This is a genomic window from Brevibacillus dissolubilis (assembly GCF_006170445.1).
Taxonomy (GTDB): Bacteria; Bacillota; Bacilli; order Brevibacillales; family Brevibacillaceae; genus Brevibacillus_B; species Brevibacillus_B dissolubilis.
The window spans coordinates 158609-180038 of record NZ_VCNA01000004.1 but is presented as its reverse complement, the minus strand read 5'-3'; the positions used below and the strand labels follow the sequence as shown (position 1 = coordinate 180038).

The following is a 21430-nucleotide window of genomic DNA, read 5'->3' as shown; positions in this document are numbered from 1 at the left end:
TTCCCGAGAGAAATGGCAAAATAGGGGTAACACACTTCAACATCAAGGAAGGGAGAGTACCTATGCAAAAAGTGCTGATTGCGAACCGTGGAGAGATCGCAAGACGAATTATCCGTACTTGTAACGAACAAGGAATCGCCACTGTCGCTGTCCATTCAGAGGCAGATAAAGATATGCCTTTCGTACGTGAAGCAGATGAAGCCGTCCACATCGGGCCGCCACCTGTACCGCAAAGCTACCTCAATATCGAAGCCATCATCCAGGCGGCGAAGTCCACTGGAGCCGACGCGATTCACCCAGGCTATGGCCTGTTGTCTGAGAATGCCAACTTCGCCAGACGCTGTATCGAAGAGGGACTTACCTTCATCGGTCCATCCCCTGAAGTGATTGCCAGCATGGGGGACAAAGTAACCGCACGCCAGATCATGCGTGACGCCGGAGTACCGATCGTACCAGGCTTTGAAGGTCAGATGGATTCCGTAGACGAAGCGATTGCCCGTGCCCAAGAGATCGGCTATCCGGTCATGCTCAAGGCAAGTGCAGGCGGCGGCGGAATCGGCATGCAGGTCTGCAACAGCGATGATGAACTGCGCCAAGCCTTCCAGTCTGCCAAAGGCCGTGCCAAAGCATACTTTGGTAATGACACGATGTTCTTGGAAAAATTCGTGCAGAACCCGCACCATATCGAGGTACAGATCGTAGCGGACACACACGGCAACACCTTCCACCTGCTTGAGCGCGAATGCTCCATCCAGCGCCGCCATCAAAAGGTGCTCGAAGAAAGCCCGTCTCCGTTCCTCGATGCAGCGACCCGTGAGAGCATCTGTCTGGCCGCTGTCAATGCAGCCCGCGCTGTCAACTACACAGGTGTTGGTACAGTCGAGTTCATCATGGATGAAAATAAGACATTCTACTTCCTGGAGATGAACACGCGCCTGCAAGTAGAGCACCCGGTAACCGAAGAGATGACCGGTCTGGATCTCGTCAGAATGCAGCTCAAGATCGCGCAAGGCAAAGAGCTCTGCTTCAAACAAGAAGATGTCAAAGCGCTCCGTCACGCCATCGAAGTGCGGATCTACGCAGAAGACCCTGTGACTTTCTTGCCGTCCCCTGGTAAAATTGAAGAGTATCAGCCACCGGTAATGGAGCATGTACGCATCGATGACGGTGTAGAAGCAGGCACATTGGTCACCCCGTTCTATGACCCGATGATCGCCAAGGTAATCGTCAGTGGACAAGACAGAGCCGAAGCGGTACAACGCGCATCAGAAGCTTTGAAAGCGTTTCATATTTCCGGCATCAAGACCAACCTGACGTTCCTGCAAGAAGTTTTGGCAGATCAGGATTTCCAAGCAGGGTTGTACACCACCCAATTTGTTCAAAATAAAAAGAAGTAGTCACAAAACCGAACCCATAACTGGAGGACGATCCTTATGAAAAACGTAACAGCTAACATGGCAGGCACAGTCATCAATGTATTGGTAAACGCAGGTGACACCGTATCCGCAGGTCAAGACGTCGTTGTACTCGAATCCATGAAAATGGAAGTGCCTGTGCAAGCAGATGCAGACGGCAAAGTAGCAGAAGTAAAAGTAAATATCGGCGACTTCGTTAATGACGGCGATGTATTGCTTGTGCTCGAATAATTTCATTTGTGCGAAAACCAACTGAGCGTTCGCTCGTCGGATTTTACGCAGAGGGAGAGGCGGGAGTTCACGATGAAGGTACAAATCGTGGAAGTGGGGCCGCGCGACGGCTTGCAGAATGAAAAAGAGGTCGTAGCCACCCCGGACAAAATCCAACTGATCAACCATCTTGCGGCGGCGGGCCTCACGCGCATCGAGGCGACGTCGTTCGTCAACCCGAAATGGATTCCGCAGCTCGCGGACGCCGTCGAGGTGATGAACGGCATCACCTTTGGGCCGGGTGTCACTTACAGTGCACTCGTGCCCAATCTGCGCGGGTTGGAGCGGGTCAAAGAAACCCGTCTCCAAGAAGTGGCCGTCTTCATGTCTGCCAGTGAAAAGCATAATATGAGCAATATCAATAAAACCATCGAAGACACCTTCCCTGTACTGGCGGAAGTGGTCAAAGAAGCGACAGGCTTAGGATTGCGCGTACGCGGATATGTCTCCACCGTGTTCGGCTGTCCTTATGAGGGCAACGTACCGATTGAGCAGTCGCTCAGAGTGACAGAGGCATTGTTTGAGATGGGCTGCTTCGAGGTCTCAATCGGCGATACCATCGGAGTGGCGACCCCTCTCCAAGTACATGAGAAATTCGCGGCGCTTGTCCGTGAATTCGGTGCAGAGCGTCTGGCCGGACATTTCCATGATACACGTGGGACAGGGCTCGCCAATGTGGTGGCAGCTCTGGAGGAAGGCATCCGCATCCTGGATTCTTCCATCGGCGGTCTCGGGGGCTGTCCATATGCACCGGGGGCATCCGGCAATATTTCGACAGAGGATTTGGTCTATCTGTTACACGGCATGGGCTATGAGACAGGTGTCGATGAGGGCAAGCTGACCCAAGCCGGACTTTATATCCAAAACCAACTGGGCCGAACCCTGCCATCCAAAGTGCTGCAGGCCAACATCGCCCAGGCGTGCAACTGACGGAAGGGGAGGTAAGCGAGCATGACAGTTACGTTTCGCAAAGAAGGACAGATCGGGTTTCTGACGATTGAGCGTCCAGAGGTTTTTAACTGTTTGAATGTTGATACACTTGCGACGATGCGTGAACACATCGCTGAGATCGCACTGGATAAAGAGGTGCGTGCCGTCATCGTGACAGGTGCGGGGGAAAAAGCCTTCTGCGCCGGAGCCGACCTCAAGGAACGCCGCACGATGACCGAGCAGCAGGTACAACGCTTCATCCGTCTGATCCGTGATACCTTCACCGAACTGGAGCGTCTGCCCAAGCCGATCATCGCAGCGATCAACGGAGCTGCTTTTGGCGGCGGGACGGAGCTTGCACTCTCTTGCGACCTGCGCGTGATGAGCGAGACTGCACAGATGGGGCTGACCGAGACCTCGCTTGGCATCATCCCAGGTGCGGGCGGGACACAGCGTCTGCCGCGCATCGTCGGCAAAGCCAAGGCAAAAGAACTGATCTTCACCGCCCGCCGCATCAGCGCGCAAGAGGCACTACAGATTGGTCTTGTCAACCGCATCGTGCCACAGGCGGAAGTGATCAACACAGCGGTCGAGCTTGCCAACGAGATCATCGCCAACGCTCCAATCGCACTGGCCCAAGCCAAATACGCCATCGATTTTGGGATGGAAGTAGATTTGGCGACCGGTCTTGCCATCGAGAGCAATGCGTACGCGATCACCATCCCGACCAAAGACCGTCTGGAGGGCCTCGAAGCGTTCAAAGAAAAGCGCAAACCAGTCTACCGCGGCGAATAGAGGATGCGCTCCACACGATTCTTTTTACCCGTTCGAATCACCTGTACGGATTTACGAAACCAAAGGAGGTACTCCTATGAGCAACCAATTTGAAGATACCCTGCGTGAGCGCATTGCCGAGATTCACAAGGGCGGCGATGAAAAATACCACGTCAAAAATAAAGAACAAAACAAACTCTTCGTCCGCGACCGCCTGAAGCTGTTGTTTGACGACGAAAGCTTTATGCTCGAAGACGGCCTGTTCGCCAACTTTACCGCAGGTGACCTGCCTGCCGACGGCGTTGTGACCGGAATCGGTAAAGTAAACGGCCAAACCGTCTGCGTCATGGCCAATGACTCCACGGTAAAAGCAGGTTCTTGGGGCTCCCGTACCGTAGAAAAAATCATTCGTATTCAAGAGACCGCTGAAAAAATGCGCGTCCCAATGGTTTATCTCGTAGACTCCGCAGGTGCACGCATCACCGACCAGCTGGAGATGTTCCCAGGCCGCCGTGGTGCGGGCCGCATTTTCTACAATCAAGTGAAGCTCTCCGGTAAAATCCCGCAAGTCTGCGTTCTGTTCGGACCATCTGCCGCAGGTGGCGCCTATATCCCGGCATTCTGCGACATCGTGATCATGGTAGACAAAAATGCCAGCATGTACCTCGGTTCCCCACGCATGGCGGAGATGGTCATCGGTGAAAAAGTGACGCTCGAAGAACTGGGCGGCGCCCGTATGCACTGCTCTGTCAGCGGTGTGGGTGACGTACTCGCAGCGAATGAAGAGGAAGCACTGGCAGCAGCACGCCGTCACCTGTCCTTCTTCCCTGCCAACTACACCGAAAAACCGCCAGTTATCGAGGGCAAAGCACCAAACCCGAATGCAAAAGATATCACCACCATCATTCCAGAAAACCAAAACGCTCCGTTCAACATGCATGATTTCATCGATGCACTGGTGGATGAAGGCTCCTTCTTCGAAATCAAAAAGCTGTTCGCCCAAGAGCTCGTAACCGGTCTGGCCCGCCTCGACGGGAAAGCGGTCGGGATCATTGCCAACCAACCGCGTGTAAAAGGGGGTGTGCTGTTCGGTGATTCCGCTGACAAAGCGGCCCGTTTCATCACGCTTTGCGATGCATTCAACATCCCGGTTCTGTTCCTCGCTGACGTACCAGGCTTCATGATCGGGACAGCGGTAGAGCGCGCAGGTATCATCCGCCACGGTGCGAAGATGATCTCCGCGATGGCAGAAGCTACTGTGCCAAAAATCTCCGTCATCGTCCGCAAAGCATACGGCGCAGGTCTGTACGCTATGGCCAGCTCCGCATTCGAACCAGACGCTTGCCTCGCACTGCCTAATGCACAAATCGCCGTAATGGGTCCAGAAGCTGCGGTCAATGCGGTCTACAGCAACAAAATCCAAGCGATTGAAGATCCGCAAGAGCGCCAAGCCTTCATTATGGAGAAGCGCAAAGAGTACCAGGAGGATATCGACATCTACCTGCTTGCTTCCAACCTGATCGTCGATGGAATCGTTCCACCATCCGAGCTGCGCCGCGAACTGATCACCCGATTTACCGCATACAGCAGCAAGCAGCAAGTATTTACAGACCGCAAACACTCGGTCTACCCTGTATAACGAAAACGTTACCGATTGACAAAAGGCTGTCTCCTAACGATGTGGAGACAGCTTTTTGCTATCAACAGACGGGAAAAATGGTATATTTATTCAGTTGATTTAAAAAAATTCACAAAATCATGCATAATTGATCATACTGAACGGACCTAGGTAATATATACTGTTATAAAATATTTTCGAAAAATAACGTCACTTTCGGTCAAAATTTATATTCCGATTAATTAAATTAATTTACAAAGAAGGATTTTCGATAATTTTGTTGATTAAATTTCGTTTAACCTGTTTTCTATTCAGCTAACTTTTGTTATGCTTATATTAGGTAATTTTGGATATCAATTCTTCTCTTTGGAGGCACCCTATGCAAATAGTTGTAATCGGTGGTGGTTCTGTAGGCTTATTATTGTCGGCTCGTCTTCGCCTGGTTGGCGCAGATGTAACTTTAGTCACAAGAAGCCAGGAACAGGCATCAGCCATCCAACAACAGGGAATCACCTATCATCCTATGAATTCCAACATCGTCCAGATCCCCCTTCATGCACAGCCGTCCACAGAGGAGCTTCCATTTGCGGATTTATATGTGATTGCTTTAAAGCAGACACATATCCCACATATTTTGCCTTTGCTAAGCAAGATCCCACCTTCCTCGAAGGTCATTGCGCTGCAAAACGGCATGGGTCATCAGGATCTTTTAAAGGAGGTGCTTCGCCAAGATCAGGTCTACTTCGGTATCAACACAGAGGGGGCCCGGCGGCTGTCACCTATAGAGGTGGTGCATACGGGAGCAGGTATGTTGCGTGTCGGCCCTTGGGAAAAGATTACACAATCGGAATCATTGATTCATTCATTCGTACAAATATCCAATCAGGCTAAAATTCCAGCCGAATACGCAGAGGAGACAGCGAGCTTGCTTTGGAAAAAGCTGCTGGCCAATGCATGTATCAATCCTTTGACAACGATATTCGAAATTCCCAACGGTGGTTTGTTGGAGAATTCACTTACGCTATGTACGATGCGAAAGGTTTTTGATGAAGCCAAACAAGTTGCATGTGCATCTGGGGTAGAAATATCTGAGAAAGATTGGAAGGATATTCTAACGATTTGCCGAAGTACTTCCCTAAACCATTCTTCGATGCTACAAGACTTGTGGAACCAACGCCCTACCGAGATTGATGCAATCAATGGGTACATAGTCACGCTAGCTACGAAATACAACATACCTGTGCCGATGCATGAAACAATATTGCGCATCGTTCTCTTAAAAACAAGTTTGTAGCCTCAAATAGGGGAGAGGCTGCGGATGAATTTATTGATTAATACTTGGGGAGTTTTCACTACAGTACCGATTCTTGCATTTGCGCTGGTATACGCGGGAACATACTACTGGAAAAAGAGCCAACGTGTTGCAATGGATTGGTCTGTCAATGTTACAAATGTGTTTTTAATACATTCAGTTGTGGTGGCTTACCGGTATATTTGGCCGGAAGCGATAGCAGCTTGGTTTTGGATTTTTTTCCTTTTTGCATGCATCGCATCAGCTTTGGGCTATCTGCAAAAGAGACTGCGGGGAGAGTTGTCCTATAAAAAAATCGGGTTTTCCACATGGCGGATCTCGTTTGTACTTCTAGGCATTGCTTATTTGTGTTTGGTTAGCACCGGCATTTGGGTTACGATGCAGAGCAGTTAGGCGATAAATTAAAGGATGGTGTAGAGAATGAGCAGCTTACCAATTGAAATGATCGGCAATAAAATTCGTACCGTACGCAAGGAAAGAGGATTTACGCTGGAAATCATGGCAACCAAAACAGGCTTGAGCAAAGGTCTGTTAAGCCAAGTGGAGCGCGGTATCTCCCAGCCTTCTTTAGAGTCGCTGTGGAGAATCACGAAAGCACTGGAAGCTCCATTGATTCATTTTTTTGAAGATATCGAACATAATCATATTCATGTTATTCCTAAAGATAAGCGCAGAAAAATGGTATTTCCTGAATCTACCGGTACATACTCGCTTTTATCTGCAGGTGGGAATGCGAAGCTTGGCCTGATTGAGGTTCGTCTGCAGCCTGGTGAACAGACCCGTGATATGTTCGTGGCACAGGACGGAGAAGAGTGCCTGACTGTCATCACTGGTAATGTGATGATTCGCGTCGGTGAAGAGGAGTTCCATCTGGAAGCCGGCGACAGTATTTATTTTGATAATTCTCAGATCCATATTATCGCCAACATCAGTAATGAAGAGGCGGTATTGGTGTGGGCGCTGTCTCCCCCGCAATTTTAAAAATAAAGATTCTTTCTTTTTGGGTAGGAGGACACTTCGGAGCGGGGTGTCCTGTTTTTCGTTTGGGATGAAAGTGATATAATTTATCCATCTGACTATCGTTTTGAAGAAAGAAGGAACCTTTCGTGAATATATATACTCTTCCGCTTCCTTATGGCAATCCGCTGATCAGCGATTATGTGTCTGGGAAGCAGACAGCGTTATCCTTTTTACCCTGTAATCCGTATGCGACAGAATCTTATCAGAAGCGGCTCGAATCGCTGAAGCAACGGAAATATCCGCATCGGAACCAATTGGCGGACGGCTTGGCACAGTATAACCGTGAGATGGGGAATCATCCGGCGGCACTGGATCAGATTGAGCGACTGCGCCATGAGGATACGTATGTAGTGGTGGCAGGACAGCAGGCAGGTCTGTTGACAGGACCGTTGTACACGATCTATAAAGCGATCGATACCATCCGACATGCGAAACGGTTGGAAGAGCAGCTTGGTGTATCGGTCGTGCCAATCTTTTGGATTGCCGGGGAAGATCATGACTTGGATGAGATTAATCACACATGGGTGACGGGTGCGGAGGCGGAAGATACAGAGGCATACAAGCTGAAGCTGTCCACAGAGGTCAAAGGACGCATCTCTGCCAGCATGCTGCCGCTCAGCCAAGAAGAGATGCAGCGGGTCGTAGATGAATTCTTCGCGGGACAGACGGAGACGGATCACAGCAAGGAGTTGCGTGAGCTGTTGACGGGTACGGCGGGAGAATCCCAGACACTGGTCGATTGGTTTGCCCGGCTGATGGCAAGCTTGCTCGGGGAGCATGGCCTGGTGTTATTGGAATCATCCTCACCATTCGTTCGGAAGCTGGAAGCGCCGGTGTTTCGCCAAATCCTTTCTTATAATGAAGAAATTATGCAAAAGCTGATGGATGCCGAGCAGGCACTCAAGACGAATGGATACGGGGCACAGCTGCAGCTGGACGAGGCGCAGGCGAATCTGTTTTTCTATGAAAACGGTGAGCGGCTGTTGCTTGTCCGCGAAGGAGATACGTTCCGCGTGAAGCATGGGGTACAACGCTACACCCGTGCAGAACTGCTGGCCCTGCTGGAGACGGAGCCGGAGCGGTTTAGCAGCAATGTGGTGTCTAGACCGCTTGCCCAGGAGCACCTGCTTCCGACGCTTGCTTTTGTCGGGGGGCCGGGTGAGATTGCGTATTGGGCGTATTATAAGGCGTACTTCGAGATGCTGGGCTACGAGCTGCCAATCATCGTTCCACGTACCTCGTACACGCTGGTCGAGGGTGCGATGGAGCGGGTGATGGAGCAGGTAGGGGTGTCGATTGAGACAGTACTGACCGATTTTGCCGGCTGGAAGGAAAAATGGCTGTCTGAGCTGGAGGGCGGTGCGTATTTTGCCGGACGTTTTGCCCAGATCAAAGAGGAGCTGCTCGCGATCTACCGCAAGCTGGTGGGTGAGGTGACCGAATACGATCCAAGCCTTCGGGAGCTTGCTGAGAAGAATGTGGACCGATTATTGGATCAGGTGCAATTTTTAGAAAAGCGTACCGAGCAATCTGTCCACCTCAAGCATGACGTCGCGATCAAGCGGGTAGAGCGCCTGGAAGTGAACCTGCGTCCATCCGGCGGTTTGCAGGAGCGGACCTACACCGTAATGCAGTACCTGAACAGCCACGGACTTGACCTGGTTGAGCGTCTGCTTTTGGCGGAGGTACCGTTTGACGGGACGCACAAGGTGCTGTATATTCAACGGGGATAGCATCTGACAATTCAAAGCAAAAAAGCGTCTGTCACGGTTGCTGAGACAGACGCTTTTTTCACATAGGCTGGGAGGGTTTATCGGAGATGAAGATTGCCTTGCATCATATTGCGTATAAAATCGGAATTCACCCGACCGAATTGGGACAAGCCGTGCGGGACGGGGAATTGACGGGGGAGCTGCCAGATAATAATCCGCAGTCGAAGGATGCGTGGGTCGATATTTTGTCCCTGCGTAATTATGTGGAGTGGCTGAGGGAAAAAGGGAAAATGGAGGAGTCGCGGTTTTTGAAGGCAGTGCGGCATATCGATAACGAGACGAGGAGGTTGAAGGGGAGAGCGTGAGGATGATCTGTTTTCCAGTCGCCTTTCCCTCACTTCGTTCAGCCGGTCTCCTTACAAACAGATCATCCTCACGCTCTCTATTCAGGGATGGGAAAAGGATAGGAAAGATAAAAGAAAAAAAGCCAACGGCTTTTGGGCGTCGGCTAGGGGGAGGAGCCTTGACATTACATCAAGGCTTCTTTTTCTTTTCAGCGAGCAATATGATAAACACAATCACCAGCGGATAGAGCGCTGACCATCCGAGGAACGGGTAGAGTGCTACGGTTACGACGAGGGAAACCCATGCGAAGGCTTTCCCAAGCTTGCTGTCCTTGAGTAATTTGATTCCGGCAAAGCAACCGCCGATGTAGGTGGCGAAGAAGGTTGCATTGGGGAGGGTGATTAGCTCAGCGAGACTTAGCACGCCGCTGTAGAGAACGGACAGGACGGCGATGAAGCAGAGCGTCAGGAAGAGCAGGCCGCCTGTGGGGGTGTTGTATTTGGGATGAAGCTTGCCGAACCAGCGTGGGGCATTGCCTTGCTTGGCGAGGGCATAGGCGGTGCGGGCGGCTGCGCCGACATAGGCGTTGGCGGTGGCGATACAGATGAACAGGGCGGTTCCGGCGACGATCCAGCCGCCGACAGGGCCTAAGGTGAGCTGGACCATGAGGCTTAGGGATGCTTCGGATTTGCCTGCGCCATAGCTATGGGTGGCGACGGTCATGAAGGCGACGCCGAAATAGAGCAGGGCAACGACCCCGGCGCTCCATAAGACACCACGGATCGCATTTTTGCGGGGGTCAACGAATTCTTCGGACAGATGGGTGACCGCCTCCCAGCCGATAAAGCACCAGAAGAGCAGACCAGCCGCCTGCAAGACAGAAACCCAACCGTGCGGGGCAAATGGGGTAAAGTTGGCGGCAGAGACATGTGGAACAGATGCACCGATCGATAAGAGCAAGATCGTGACGATCAGGGCGACGACGATGGTTTGGATATTACCCGCGATATGCATGCCGAATATGTTCATGATCAGTACGGTAAGTAAAATGACCGCTGCGGTGGCAAAGACCTGTGCATCGTTCCAGTTCAAAATAGCTTTGACGTAATTGGCTCCGGTGATCGCGAGGATCGGAGCACCGATTGGCGGGGAGAGCAGGAAGAACCAGCCGACCATGTTGGCAAGCCGATCGCCATAAGCGAGCCGGACAAAATGGGAGACTCCGCCTGCATCTGGAAAGCGTGCGGATAACAGCCCCATCGTGATCGCCATAGGGATGACGAGGATCGACATGGCGAGCCAGGCTAGGATAGAAGCAGGCCCTGCCATCTCAGCGGCGAGACCGGGGATCAAAAGAACCCCTGAACCGATCACGGCACCGATATATAGAGCGACAATCTGTGGGAGCGACAGGGTCTTTTGCAGGCCTGAGGCTGTTGTTTGTGGTTGTGACTGTGACATCGAACATTCCCTCTTTTCCGAATAGCGAATCTTGACATCAGTGTACCATCATTTTAGTATCGGTATTATCTATAGTTTTTGATGATAAGATTCGGTTTTTCCGATAGAAAAGGGGGCAGGCGGGTGGATACACGTTATTTACATACGTTGCGCGAGGTGGCGAAGTGGCAGAGCTTCACCAAGGCGGCGGAAGAGTTGGGTTATGCTCAATCAAGTGTGACGACCCAGATTCAGAATGTGGAGGAATGGTTCGGTGCTCCGCTGTTTGAGCGATGGGGGCGCAAGGTGAGGTTGACCCAGGCGGGCGAACTGGTGCTTCGGTATGCCGAGCAGGTGCTGATGCTGTTGGATGAGGCGAAGCTGTCGGTCAATGAAGAGGCCCAGCAGGCGGGAACGCTGACGATTGGGACGGTGGAGTCGCTTGCGGCGTTTTATTTGCCGCCGTTTTTGCAGAAGTATCGGCGGGAGCTGCCGAAGATGAAGCTGCTGCTGCATCCGGGGATATGCAGTGATTTGCGTCAGGGTGTGCGGGACGGGACGTATGACATCGCGGTGATTCTAGATTGGCCGCAGACGCATCCTGACATCGAATGTATGGATCTGGGAGAGGAAGAGATGGTGGTTGTGGCGGCACCTGATCATCGGCTGACACAGCTTGCGGTCGTATGTGCAGAGGATTTTGCCGGAGAGACATTGATTGTCACCGAGCAGGGCTGTAGCTACCGCAAAATGATGGAAGGCGTGCTGCGCGAAGCCGGGATCGTTCCCGAGACGTCGCTCGAGTTCGGCAGTCTCGAGGCGATCAAGCAATGTGCTGCCTATGGTCTGGGGATTGCACTCTTGCCTAAGATCGTGGTGAAGGAAGAGGTGCAGAGCGGGAAGCTTAGCATTGTGAACTTTTCTCATCAGGATATCCGGGTCTGCAAGCAGCTCCTCTATCATAAAAAGAAATGGATGCCGCAGGCGTTTCGCAGGTTGATCGAGTTGTTGCGAGAGGCGAAGGTGGAGACGGGTAATAATTAACTTTGAGCGAATGAGAACCTCCCTACTATAATAGAAATCATAGAATAGAAAGGAGGTCAGAGCATGACCGCATTTTCCCTCACTGCGCTGGTCATCGCCCTTTTGCTTGTAGGTACGACCTATTATCTGACACGCCGCAGCCGTTATAGCGAAGCGATTCTCTACAGTGTAACGGCAATCCTTTTCGCGGGGATCTGCTTCGGAATGATTCTGTCGACACAGATTCTTCCTCTATCATATATGCTCCTTTTGGCCTATCCGATTGTGATTCTGTTCTGTCTGATCAAAGCAGGCCTCGCATTCCGCCAAGTCCGGAAAAAACAGCCTCGCCGCGCTCAATCAGTCCAATCAGGCATATAATAAAAGGCATCAACCAAGAGCCGGTTCGTTTTCGCGGATTGGCTTTTGGTTCATACATAAAAAAATTCCTCTTTTCTATACAATGTGATCCATAAACAATCTATCGGAGAAAGCGACACAACGGCACAGAGTTATGTAAGATAATGCTTATATTGTAAATATTTAAGATAAACGTTATGAAAAAAGAATGATCTTACAAAAATTCGCGACTGTTCCTCCTGAGATCCTTGAAAATCCACATATCATTTTGCGGGAATTAGGGGAATGCTAGAAAATAAAGTTGTTTATTCTTGAACCGTTTTTGGTTGGGAAATGGTGAAAAATGGTGAGTTGAACACCAATTTGGTAAATCTCGACAAAATAATAGATGATGTGTTCACTTACCTATGTTAAGATTAAGTTGATTATACATATAAGGAGGATTCTTCTGTATGACGGTCGTTACAGATAGCATCGTAGCAGATATGTCCCTTGCACCTAACGGACATCTTAAAATTGATTGGGTTCGCGAACACATGCCGGTTCTGAACCGGATTCGTGAACGCTTCGAAAAAGAGAAACCATTCGCAGGACTGAAAGTTGCAATCTGCTTGCACTTGGAAGCAAAAACGGCTTACCTTGGAAAAGTGATCCAAGCTGGTGGCGCTGAAGTTACCATGACTGGTTCCAATCCACTCTCCACACAAGATGACGTGTGTGCGGCTCTGGTGGAAGATGGTATCCGCGTATTCGCGAAATACAATCCAAGCCCGGAAGAATATAAATCCCACCTGATCAAGACCCTTGAGACCCGCCCAGACCTCATCATCGATGACGGTGGCGACCTGATCACCATCCTTCACAGCGAGCGTCAAGATCTCATCTCTCAAGTACGCGGTGGCGCAGAAGAAACCACAACCGGTATCCTTCGCCTCAAAGCTCTTGAGAAAGAAGCGAAGCTCAACTTCCCAATGGTGGCAGTTAACGACGCATTCTGTAAATATCTCTTTGACAACCGCTATGGTACAGGTCAATCCGTATGGGATGGCATCGATCGTACAACCAACCTCGTAGTAGCTGGTAAAACCGTGGTTGTTGCTGGTTACGGCTGGTGCGGTAAAGGTGTGGCTCTGCGTGCAAAAGGTCTTGGTGCGAAAGTCATCGTAACCGAAATCGATGCAATCAAAGCAGTTGAAGCTTACATGGACGGCTTCGAAGTCATGTCTATGGAAGAAGCGGCAAAACACGGTGACTACTTCGTAACCGTAACCGGTAACCGCGACATCATCCGCAAAGAACACTACGAAGTGATGAAAGACGGCGCAATCCTCTCCAACGCTGGTCACTTCGATGTCGAGATCAACAAGGTTGACCTCAATGCAATGTCGAAATCTGTGCGTACCGTACGCAAAGACATCGAAGAGTTCGTACTCAACGATGGCCGCAAAGTATACCTTCTGGCTGAAGGCCGTCTCGTAAACCTGGCAGCAGGTGACGGTCACCCGGCAGAAATCATGGACATGACTTTTGCCCTGCAAGCGGTTGGTCTTGAGTATGTAAGCAAAAACTACGAGCAAATTGGTAAAAAAGTCCTGAACGTACCATACGAGCTGGATGCTATGGTTGCTCAATACAAACTCGAAGCGCTCGGTATCAAAATCGACACGCTGACTCCAGAACAAAAAGCATACCTCGAAAGCTGGGTCGAACACTAAGCGAATTTGCTGTTAAATCGGCTCGTAACATGAAGAAAAAATCCTGCTGACAATCAGCAGGGTTTTTTTTATAATGAATAGCAGATACCAAGTGGGAGAAAGTGGTTACCCGCGGACACACCCTGTTCTGCTTTTTGTGTGCTGCCGAATGCGAGTGGGACAAGCAGGGAAGGGTAAGCATACTGATTTTAACCTATAACCTCGGGAGTGACGACTTTTGTTTCACCATATTACGGTTTTGTTGAATGAAGCTGTTGACGGACTCAATATCCGTCCGGATGGAATTTATGTAGATTGTACCTTGGGCGGTGCGGGGCACAGTTCATTGATCGCCTCCAAGCTAGGCGAAGGCGGACGGTTGATCGCCATCGACCAGGACGACACCGCACTGGCGAATGCCAAAGAAAAGCTGGCTACCTATGGAGATAAAGTAACACTGGTAAAAAGCAACTTCCGCCATCTCAAATCGGTGATCGAGGATTTGGGTCTTACCGGGGTGGATGGAGTGTTGTTTGACCTTGGTGTGTCTTCGCCACAGTTGGACGAGGGAGAGCGCGGGTTTAGCTATCATGTTGATGCCAGATTGGACATGCGGATGGATCAGCAGGGAGACCTGAGTGCGTACGACGTCATCAACGAGTGGGAAGAAGCTGAGCTGTCGAAGATTTTCTGGGAGTATGGCGAAGAGAAATTTTCCCGGAAAATTGCCCGGCAAATCATCGTACATAGAGAAAACGCTCCGATCGAGACGACGGGGCAACTGGTAGAAATCATCAAAGAAGCAATCCCTGCTGCGGCCCGCCGTACAGGTGGACATCCGGCGAAGCGTACGTTTCAGGCGATCCGCATCGCAGTCAATGACGAGCTGAATGTATTTAAAGAGGCGGTCACAGATGCGATGGATATCTGTAATCCGGGTGGCCGTGTGAGTGTCATCACGTTCCATTCGTTAGAGGACCGTATCTGTAAAGTGGCGTTTGCCGATTATGCACAGGGCTGTATCTGTCCGCCGAGCTTCCCGATGTGTGCCTGCGGGAACAAGCCAAAAGTCAAAGTGATTACCCGCAAACCGATCCTGCCAAGCGAAGAAGAGCTTGAGCACAATAACCGCGCGCGTTCGGCCAAGCTGCGCATCGCAATGAAGCTGTAGACCACAACAATGGACAAGCAACCAAAGACCAATACAAGAAATGGGGGGAGTACCTTGAGCTATTATTCCCGAGGAAATTTAGCGGTGGATTTGAAGCAACAACCATTACCACCCGCACAACGAAAGAGAAAACGCGTCGTCAAGACGACACAGGGCGTACCAACAGGCGAAAAGCTGATGTACCTCGGACTGATTTTGCTGCTGGTAGCGATGGCCGGATTCGTCGGGCTGAGATACCTGCAGATTTCCCAGTACAACTACCAAATCCAAAGCTTGAATAAGCAGATCACCAAGATGCAGGGACAAAATGAGGCTCTTCAATTAAAAATTGACCAAATGAGCACCCGTGACCGGATCGTAGCGGAAGCAACCCGCCAAGGTATGCTCCCCTCAGAAAACGTAAAGGTGATTGGGAGCAGCAAAGATACCGTAAAAGCCGCATCGACCAGCAACTAATTCACATGTTACCTGTTGTTTTGAGGTAACATTTTTTTCTTTTTATCCGAATGTTAGGAGGGGAATACACATGGACACCAAAAAAAGGGTCAATTGGCGTATCCTGATGCTGAGTCTGCTCTTTATCTTATCTTTTATGGGATTAACGATGCGACTGTGGTGGCTGCAATCCGTAGATGCGGCCTTTATTATCGAGAAAGCGAAAAAGCAGTGGGAAGAGGACAAGACGATTAAGCAGAAGCGCGGCTCCATCCTCGATCGGAACGGGGAAGTGCTTGCTTTTGAAGGCAATGCTTATAAAGTAGAAGCGAAGCTCAAGCCTGATCTGGACAAGGACGGCAAGCCGATGGATGATGACTATATCAAAGACCCGTTCGGCACGGCCAGTCGTCTCGCTCCGATCCTGGGCGTCTCCCCGGAGCGTCTGTTTAAGCGACTCACCCCATCCAATCCAGGTATCAAATGGGTGGAGCTGGGCCGGGAAGCAAGCAAGATTACGGAAGAGCAGCGCAATAAGATCTTGGACATGCAGTATCCAAAGGATTTTCAGGGGATTCGCACGGAAGTGAATCAGATGCCGGGCATCCAGATGACCGAGACGACCCGCCGCTATTATCCGCATAACACCTTTGCACCACATGTGCTCGGGTATCTGCGCTATGACGGTGATGAGGCCAAGATGGGTGTTGAGATGAAATACGATAAAGAGCTGCGCGGTAAAGAAGGGGAGCTTTCTGTGATCACCGACGCGGCGGGCTATCAGCTGCCAGAGGGGCAGATGCAGTTCCAGCCGGCACAGGACGGGCAGAATGTCGTCTTGACCATCGACCGCCAGATTCAGGACTATGTAGAGCAGGCACTGGATAAGACAGAAGCCGCCTACAAGCCAAAAAAAATGACGGTCCTCGTAACCGACCCCAATACAGGTGAAGTGCTTGCAATGGGGAACCGTCCGCATTTTAACCCCAATCAGTATTGGAACATTGAGAACTTCACGAATCATGCGGTTAGCAGTATGTTTGAGCCGGGCTCGACTTTTAAGATTATTACGCTGGCTGCGGCAATCCAGGAAGGCGTATTTAATCAGAATGACTATTATGACTCTGGTTCGTATTCGAAGATCCCCGGAAAGCGCATCAATGACCATAACAACGGGCGTGGGTGGGGACGTATTACCTATCTGGAAGGCGTACAGCGTTCCAGTAACGTAGCCTTCGTCAAGATGGGGTACGAACGGTTGAAGCAGGAGAAGCTGCAAAAATATTTTAAGGAATTCGGTTTTGGTTCCTTAACCGGAATTGAACTGCCGAGTGAAGGCAAGGGGCAGATTGAGAACATCCTGAATCCTCGCTCCCCACGCGACATCGCGGTTACCACATTTGGACAAGGGGTGGCCGTGACCGCCATCCAGCAGGTGGCAGCCGTCGGGGCGATTGCCAATGGCGGGGAGATGCTCAAACCGCATATCATTAAAGAGCTACGCGATCCACACACAGGTGCCGTCAGCAAGCGAAGCAGCCGGGAAGTCGTACGCCGGGTTGTCAGTGAGAAGACAGCCAAAGAGGTGCGGGACATCTTAGAGACCGTTGTGACGGGTGAGCACGGGACGGGTAAAGCGTTTGAAGTGCCGGGCTATCATGTCGCAGGTAAGACGGGTACAGCACAGAAATACGATGATAATAATGGAAAGATTTTGGAAGGGCGCTATATCGTATCCTTCATTGGTTTTGCGCCAAAGGATAATCCGAAACTACTGGTTTATGTCGTCGTCGATGACCCGAGCACTGATTTGCCGTCCAGTGTCTTGGGTGGCAAGGTAGTCGCACCGATCTTTACATCGGTCATGGAGCAGAGTCTCAAATATCTGCAACAGACTCCAGACCCAAAACAGCTCAAGGACCCGAAGGCCAAGACAGAGGTAGTCGAAGCCGCACCAGTCAAAGAAATCACCATGCCGGAGCTGACAGGTGTCGCCGCATCGGTCGCCGCAGACCGGGCCAAAAAAGCAGGGCTGACGGTAGAGTTGGTCGGTACCGGCACGAAGATCAAACAGCAAGTGCCTGCCGCTTTTGAAAAGGTATCTCCAAGCACCAAGGTCTATCTGATCACCGACAAGCTTACCAATGTCAAGATGCCGGATTTCAAAGGCAAGTCATTGCGTGAGGTAATGGAGTTCGCCTCCCTGATCAATATGAAGGTGACGGCGGATGGCTATGGTTTTGTCTCGCAACAGAATATTGCACCGGGTACGAAGGTGACAGGCAAGGAAACGCTGAATGTTAAACTTGTCTCGCCAACTGGCCCGTAAAAGTTCTAACACTCCTCTTGGACGAATAGGGTATGAAAGACAAACCTTATACGTTAGGAGGAGTGTATTTTGCGGGTCTCCAATGTTACCGTCCGCAGAAGGATATTTCTCGCGCTTCTTGTCGGGATCTTACTCTACGGGGCATTGATCACACGGCTCGGTTATATACAACTGGTGATGGGTCAATGGCTGCAAGATGAAGCGAAGTCACTGTGGACCCGAAATGTCCCATTCGAGGCGAAGCGCGGCCTGATCAAAGACCGCAATGGAGAAGACTTGGTACAGAACCAGAGCGTACCGTCCGTCATGGCCATCCCTGCTCAAATCAAGGACAAAGAGGGAACAGCACGTAAGCTCGCACCCATACTCGGTCAAAAAGAGGAGGACATCCTCAAAGCGATCAGCAAACGCCAACTGATCAACCGGGTCCCTGGTGGACGTAAGCTCTCGCCGCAGAAAGCCCAGCAGATCCAAGCAATGGGATTACCGGGGATCAAAGTGGCGGAGGATTCCGAGCGGTTCTATCCAGAAGGCACGATGTTAGCACACGTCCTGGGCTTTACCGGGATCGACAACCAAGGTCTGCACGGCTTAGAGAAAATCTATGACAAGTTCCTCAAAGGTACGCCAGGCTATGTCTCGTTCCCAGCAGATGCCGGGGGGCGGATGATGCCAGGTCATGCCGAACAGTATGTCCCGCCTATCAATGGGATGGACATGTACCTGACCATTGACAAGCAGGTTCAGACGTTTATCGAACGGGAGCTGGATCAGGCCGTGGTCACGTATCAGCCTGATGATGTCATTGCGATTGCGATGGACCCAAAGACCGGGGAGATTCTCGGGATGGGCAGCCGTCCAAGCTTTGAGCCTAACAAGTACCGCGATTATTCAACAGAGGTAATCAACCGCAACCTGCCGATCTGGAAAACGTACGAGCCAGGTTCCACCTTCAAGATCGTCACACTGGCCGCAGCGCTCAATGAGGGTGTCGTCTCTTTGGACGAGGAATTCAATGATCCCGGCTATGTGATGGTCGCAGGTGCACGCCTGCGCTGCTGGAAGCGTCAGGGGCACGGTCAGGAGACGATGCTTGAAGTCGTAGAAAACTCCTGCAACCCAGGCTTCGTGGCGATGGGGCAGCGTCTGCAAAAAGAGCGTCTGTTCCAATACATCGACAAATTCGGGTTTGGTCAGAAGACAGGCATCGACCTGATCGGGGAATCCAAAGGTCTGTTGTTCAAATTAAACCGAGTCGGCCCGGTTGAACTGGGGACGACCTCATTCGGTCAAGGGGTATCGGTCACACCGATCCAGCAGATGGCGGCCGTCTCTGCTGCGATCAACGGCGGTAAGCTGATGAAGCCCTACATTGCCAAAGAATGGCGTGACTCTGTGACCCATGATATCATCGGACGTACCGAACCGAGCGTCGTCCGCCAAGTCATCACACCTGAGACCTCTGCCAAGGTACGCTATGCACTAGAGAGCGTCGTAGCCAAAGGGACAGGGGGCAATGCCTATCTCGAAGGCTACCGCGTCGGCGGCAAAACCGGTACAGCCCAAAAGGTAAAAAATGGTCGGTATATGGATGGGGAGTATATCGTATCCTTTATCGGATTTGCTCCTGCCGATGATCCGAAAATCCTTGTCTATGTCGCGGTTGACAATCCAAAAGCACAGGCATTCGGGGGTCTGATCGCCGCTCCAATCGTCAAAAACATCCTCGAATCCGCACTCCCCTATTTGAAGGTGGAGAAACGCAAGGATGGCATCGAGCGTGAATATAAGTATGGTGACAAAAAATATGTGGAAGTACCAAATCTGCTGGGACTGAGTATGAAAGAAGTAACCAGCTCCTACTACACAATGCCGTTGGATGTAGCAGGCAAAGGCACTCATGTCATCAAGCAGTCACCGACACCAGGCGAGAAAGTTGAAGAAGGTTCAAAAATTCGCGTCTATCTGGGTGACAAAACGGCTAATTAGCTATACAATATTTCTTCGGGAGAGGGAGCCATCGTTTGCCAACTTCCTCTCCCGTCAATACTAGTTGGAGAATGGGGTGCCATTGTCATGTTACTTAGGGATCTGCTCGCTCCACTGCTTACAGTCCGCACAAAAGGAAATGTAGAAGTGGAGATAACGGGTATAACGGCAGATTCACGCAAAGTGAAACCGGGGGATTTGTTTGTCTGTCTGCCGGGTTTTACTGTTGATGGCCATGATTATGCTGCAAAAGCAATCGAGCTGGGTGCAGCAGCGATTTTAGCCGAAAAAGAAATTGACGTTACCGGAACGGTCGTGATGGTTCCTGATACACGCCGGGCACAGGCCCTGCTTGCAGACCGCTTCTATCAGTCGCCGACCCAGGAGCTGCGTCTGATCGGGGTCACAGGTACGAACGGGAAGACGACGACGACTCATTTGATCGATAAAATTCTGCAGGACCGCGGCAAGCGCAACGGTCTGATCGGCACGATCCATATGCGTATTGGTGATGTGGTGGAAGAGTCCAAAAACACCACGCCGGATATTCTCGAACTCCAGCACGCCTTCCGTCGCATGCGTGATCTTGATACGGATTATGCCATTATGGAAATTTCTTCTCATGCGCTGGATATGGGGCGTGTCCGTGGTGTCAATGTACATACGGCCGTGTTTACCAATCTGACGCAGGATCACTTGGACTACCACGGCTCGATGGAAAATTACAAGCATGCCAAATCGCTGCTGTTTGCGCAATTGGGCAATCAATACAGTACCGACACAGATCGGATCAAGACAGCAGTGCTGAATGCAGATGACGAAGCTTCTGAGTTCTTTGCACGTGTCGCACCTGTCCGCATCGTGACCTACGGGATTGATCAGCCGGCAGATGTCCGCGCGACCAATATCCGCGTAACCGCTCATGGGACGTCCTGCACGATTGAGACGTTTGCAGGCACACTTGATTTTCATCTCCAGCTCATGGGCAAGTTCAACGTGTACAACTCGCTGGCTGCGATTGCAACCGCTCTCGCTGAGGGAGTCACCTTGGCTGAGTGCAAAGAAAGCCTGGAGCAGATCAAGGGTGTCAACGGACGCTTTGAGCCGGTGGCGGCTGGACAGGACTTTACCGTGATTGTGGATTATTCCCACACGCCGGACTCCTTGGAAAATGCGCTGTTGACTGTAAAAGAATTCGCCCAAGGCCGCGTCACCTGCGTCGTCGGATGCGGGGGAGACCGCGACCGTACCAAGCGCCCAATTATGGCACAAATTGCAACAAAATACGCCGATACCTCCGTCTTTACATCAGATAACCCACGCTCCGAGGAGCCAGACGCCATCCTTGCCGACATGATTGCCGGGCTGGGCGCTGTATCAGAAGAGCGTTACACAACCATCACAGATCGACGTGAAGCGATTACGCATGCCATCAACGATGCCAGCGCAGGGGACGTGATCCTCATCGCAGGCAAGGGGCATGAGACGTATCAGATCGTAAAAGGGCAAGTCCACTCCTTTGACGACAGAGAAGTGGCACGCGAAGCGATTCTGAAGCGACAATCATAAACGTAAACGTCGAGAAAGGGGGTT

The 21430-nt window shown here is 51.1% G+C and carries 19 protein-coding genes; 18 read left to right on the top strand and 1 reads right to left on the bottom strand.

The genetic code is table 11. The features are described 5' to 3' along the window. Positions 1 to 62 precede the first annotated feature (62 nt). From accC to FGI41_RS09920, 10 genes are all read left to right on the top strand, one after another. A complete protein-coding gene (accC, locus tag FGI41_RS09965) occupies positions 63 to 1397 on the top strand; it encodes an acetyl-CoA carboxylase biotin carboxylase subunit (protein ID WP_139489975.1) in 1335 nt (444 codons plus the stop codon). A gap of 36 nt (positions 1398 to 1433) precedes the next feature. Beyond that, a complete protein-coding gene (locus FGI41_RS25425; RefSeq protein WP_139489974.1) occupies positions 1434 to 1646 on the top strand; it encodes an acetyl-CoA carboxylase biotin carboxyl carrier protein subunit in 213 nt (70 codons plus the stop codon). A gap of 72 nt (positions 1647 to 1718) precedes the next feature. Further along, positions 1719 to 2615, top strand: a complete 897-nt coding sequence (locus tag FGI41_RS09955) for a hydroxymethylglutaryl-CoA lyase (RefSeq protein WP_139489973.1) — start codon at positions 1719 to 1721, stop codon at positions 2613 to 2615. 21 nt (positions 2616 to 2636) lie between these two features. Continuing rightward, positions 2637 to 3410, top strand: a complete 774-nt coding sequence (locus FGI41_RS09950; protein WP_139489972.1) for an enoyl-CoA hydratase — start codon at positions 2637 to 2639, stop codon at positions 3408 to 3410. A 76-nt stretch (positions 3411 to 3486) separates the two neighbouring features. Then, positions 3487 to 5028, top strand: coding sequence for an acyl-CoA carboxylase subunit beta (locus tag FGI41_RS09945; RefSeq protein ID WP_139489971.1), 1542 nt, complete (start codon positions 3487 to 3489; stop codon positions 5026 to 5028). Between the two features lie 358 nt (positions 5029 to 5386). Continuing rightward, positions 5387 to 6301: a ketopantoate reductase family protein gene (locus tag FGI41_RS09940; protein WP_139489970.1), complete on the top strand. Its 915-nt coding sequence runs from the start codon at positions 5387 to 5389 to the stop codon at positions 6299 to 6301. 24 nt (positions 6302 to 6325) lie between these two features. Continuing rightward, positions 6326 to 6712: a DUF3397 domain-containing protein gene (locus tag FGI41_RS09935; protein WP_139489969.1), complete on the top strand. Its 387-nt coding sequence runs from the start codon at positions 6326 to 6328 to the stop codon at positions 6710 to 6712. 27 nt (positions 6713 to 6739) lie between these two features. Further along, positions 6740 to 7300, top strand: coding sequence for a helix-turn-helix domain-containing protein (locus FGI41_RS09930; protein WP_139489968.1), 561 nt, complete (start codon positions 6740 to 6742; stop codon positions 7298 to 7300). 125 nt (positions 7301 to 7425) lie between these two features. After that, entirely contained in the window at positions 7426 to 9072 is a 1647-nt protein-coding gene (gene bshC / locus FGI41_RS09925; protein ID WP_139489967.1) for a bacillithiol biosynthesis cysteine-adding enzyme BshC, read from the top strand. Between the two features lie 86 nt (positions 9073 to 9158). After that, positions 9159 to 9416 (top strand): hypothetical protein, encoded by a 258-nt coding sequence (locus tag FGI41_RS09920; protein WP_139489966.1) that lies wholly within the window; start codon positions 9159 to 9161, stop codon positions 9414 to 9416. A 169-nt stretch (positions 9417 to 9585) separates the two neighbouring features. Here FGI41_RS09920 and FGI41_RS09915 read toward each other — a convergent pair whose 3' ends face one another. Next, positions 9586 to 10857 (bottom strand): APC family permease, encoded by a 1272-nt coding sequence (locus FGI41_RS09915; protein ID WP_139489965.1) that lies wholly within the window; start codon positions 10855 to 10857, stop codon positions 9586 to 9588. A gap of 123 nt (positions 10858 to 10980) precedes the next feature. Here FGI41_RS09915 and FGI41_RS09910 point away from each other — a divergent pair, with 123 nt between their 5' ends. The 8 genes from FGI41_RS09910 (at position 10981) to FGI41_RS09875 (ending at position 21406) form a co-directional block, all read left to right on the top strand. After that, positions 10981 to 11880 (top strand): LysR family transcriptional regulator, encoded by a 900-nt coding sequence (locus FGI41_RS09910; RefSeq protein ID WP_139489964.1) that lies wholly within the window; start codon positions 10981 to 10983, stop codon positions 11878 to 11880. 63 nt (positions 11881 to 11943) lie between these two features. After that, positions 11944 to 12240, top strand: a complete 297-nt coding sequence (locus FGI41_RS09905) for a hypothetical protein (RefSeq protein ID WP_139489963.1) — start codon at positions 11944 to 11946, stop codon at positions 12238 to 12240. Between the two features lie 431 nt (positions 12241 to 12671). Next, entirely contained in the window at positions 12672 to 13934 is a 1263-nt protein-coding gene (locus tag FGI41_RS09900) for an adenosylhomocysteinase (RefSeq protein ID WP_139489962.1), read from the top strand. Positions 13935 to 14151: 217 nt separating this feature from the next. Continuing rightward, positions 14152 to 15084, top strand: coding sequence for a 16S rRNA (cytosine(1402)-N(4))-methyltransferase RsmH (gene rsmH / locus FGI41_RS09895; protein WP_139489961.1), 933 nt, complete (start codon positions 14152 to 14154; stop codon positions 15082 to 15084). An 84-nt stretch (positions 15085 to 15168) separates the two neighbouring features. After that, positions 15169 to 15540, top strand: coding sequence for a cell division protein FtsL (locus FGI41_RS09890; protein WP_255298412.1), 372 nt, complete (start codon positions 15169 to 15171; stop codon positions 15538 to 15540). Between the two features lie 70 nt (positions 15541 to 15610). After that, positions 15611 to 17848 (top strand): penicillin-binding protein, encoded by a 2238-nt coding sequence (locus tag FGI41_RS09885; RefSeq protein ID WP_139489959.1) that lies wholly within the window; start codon positions 15611 to 15613, stop codon positions 17846 to 17848. 69 nt (positions 17849 to 17917) lie between these two features. Continuing rightward, positions 17918 to 19837 carry a stage V sporulation protein D gene (locus tag FGI41_RS09880; RefSeq protein WP_139489958.1) on the top strand — a complete coding sequence of 640 codons (1920 nt, stop codon included), beginning with the start codon at positions 17918 to 17920 and terminating at the stop codon, positions 19835 to 19837. Positions 19838 to 19924: 87 nt separating this feature from the next. Next, on the top strand, positions 19925 to 21406 hold the full coding sequence (locus FGI41_RS09875) for a UDP-N-acetylmuramoyl-L-alanyl-D-glutamate--2,6-diaminopimelate ligase (RefSeq protein ID WP_139489957.1): 1482 nt from the start codon (positions 19925 to 19927) through the stop codon (positions 21404 to 21406). Positions 21407 to 21430: the final 24 nt, after the last annotated feature.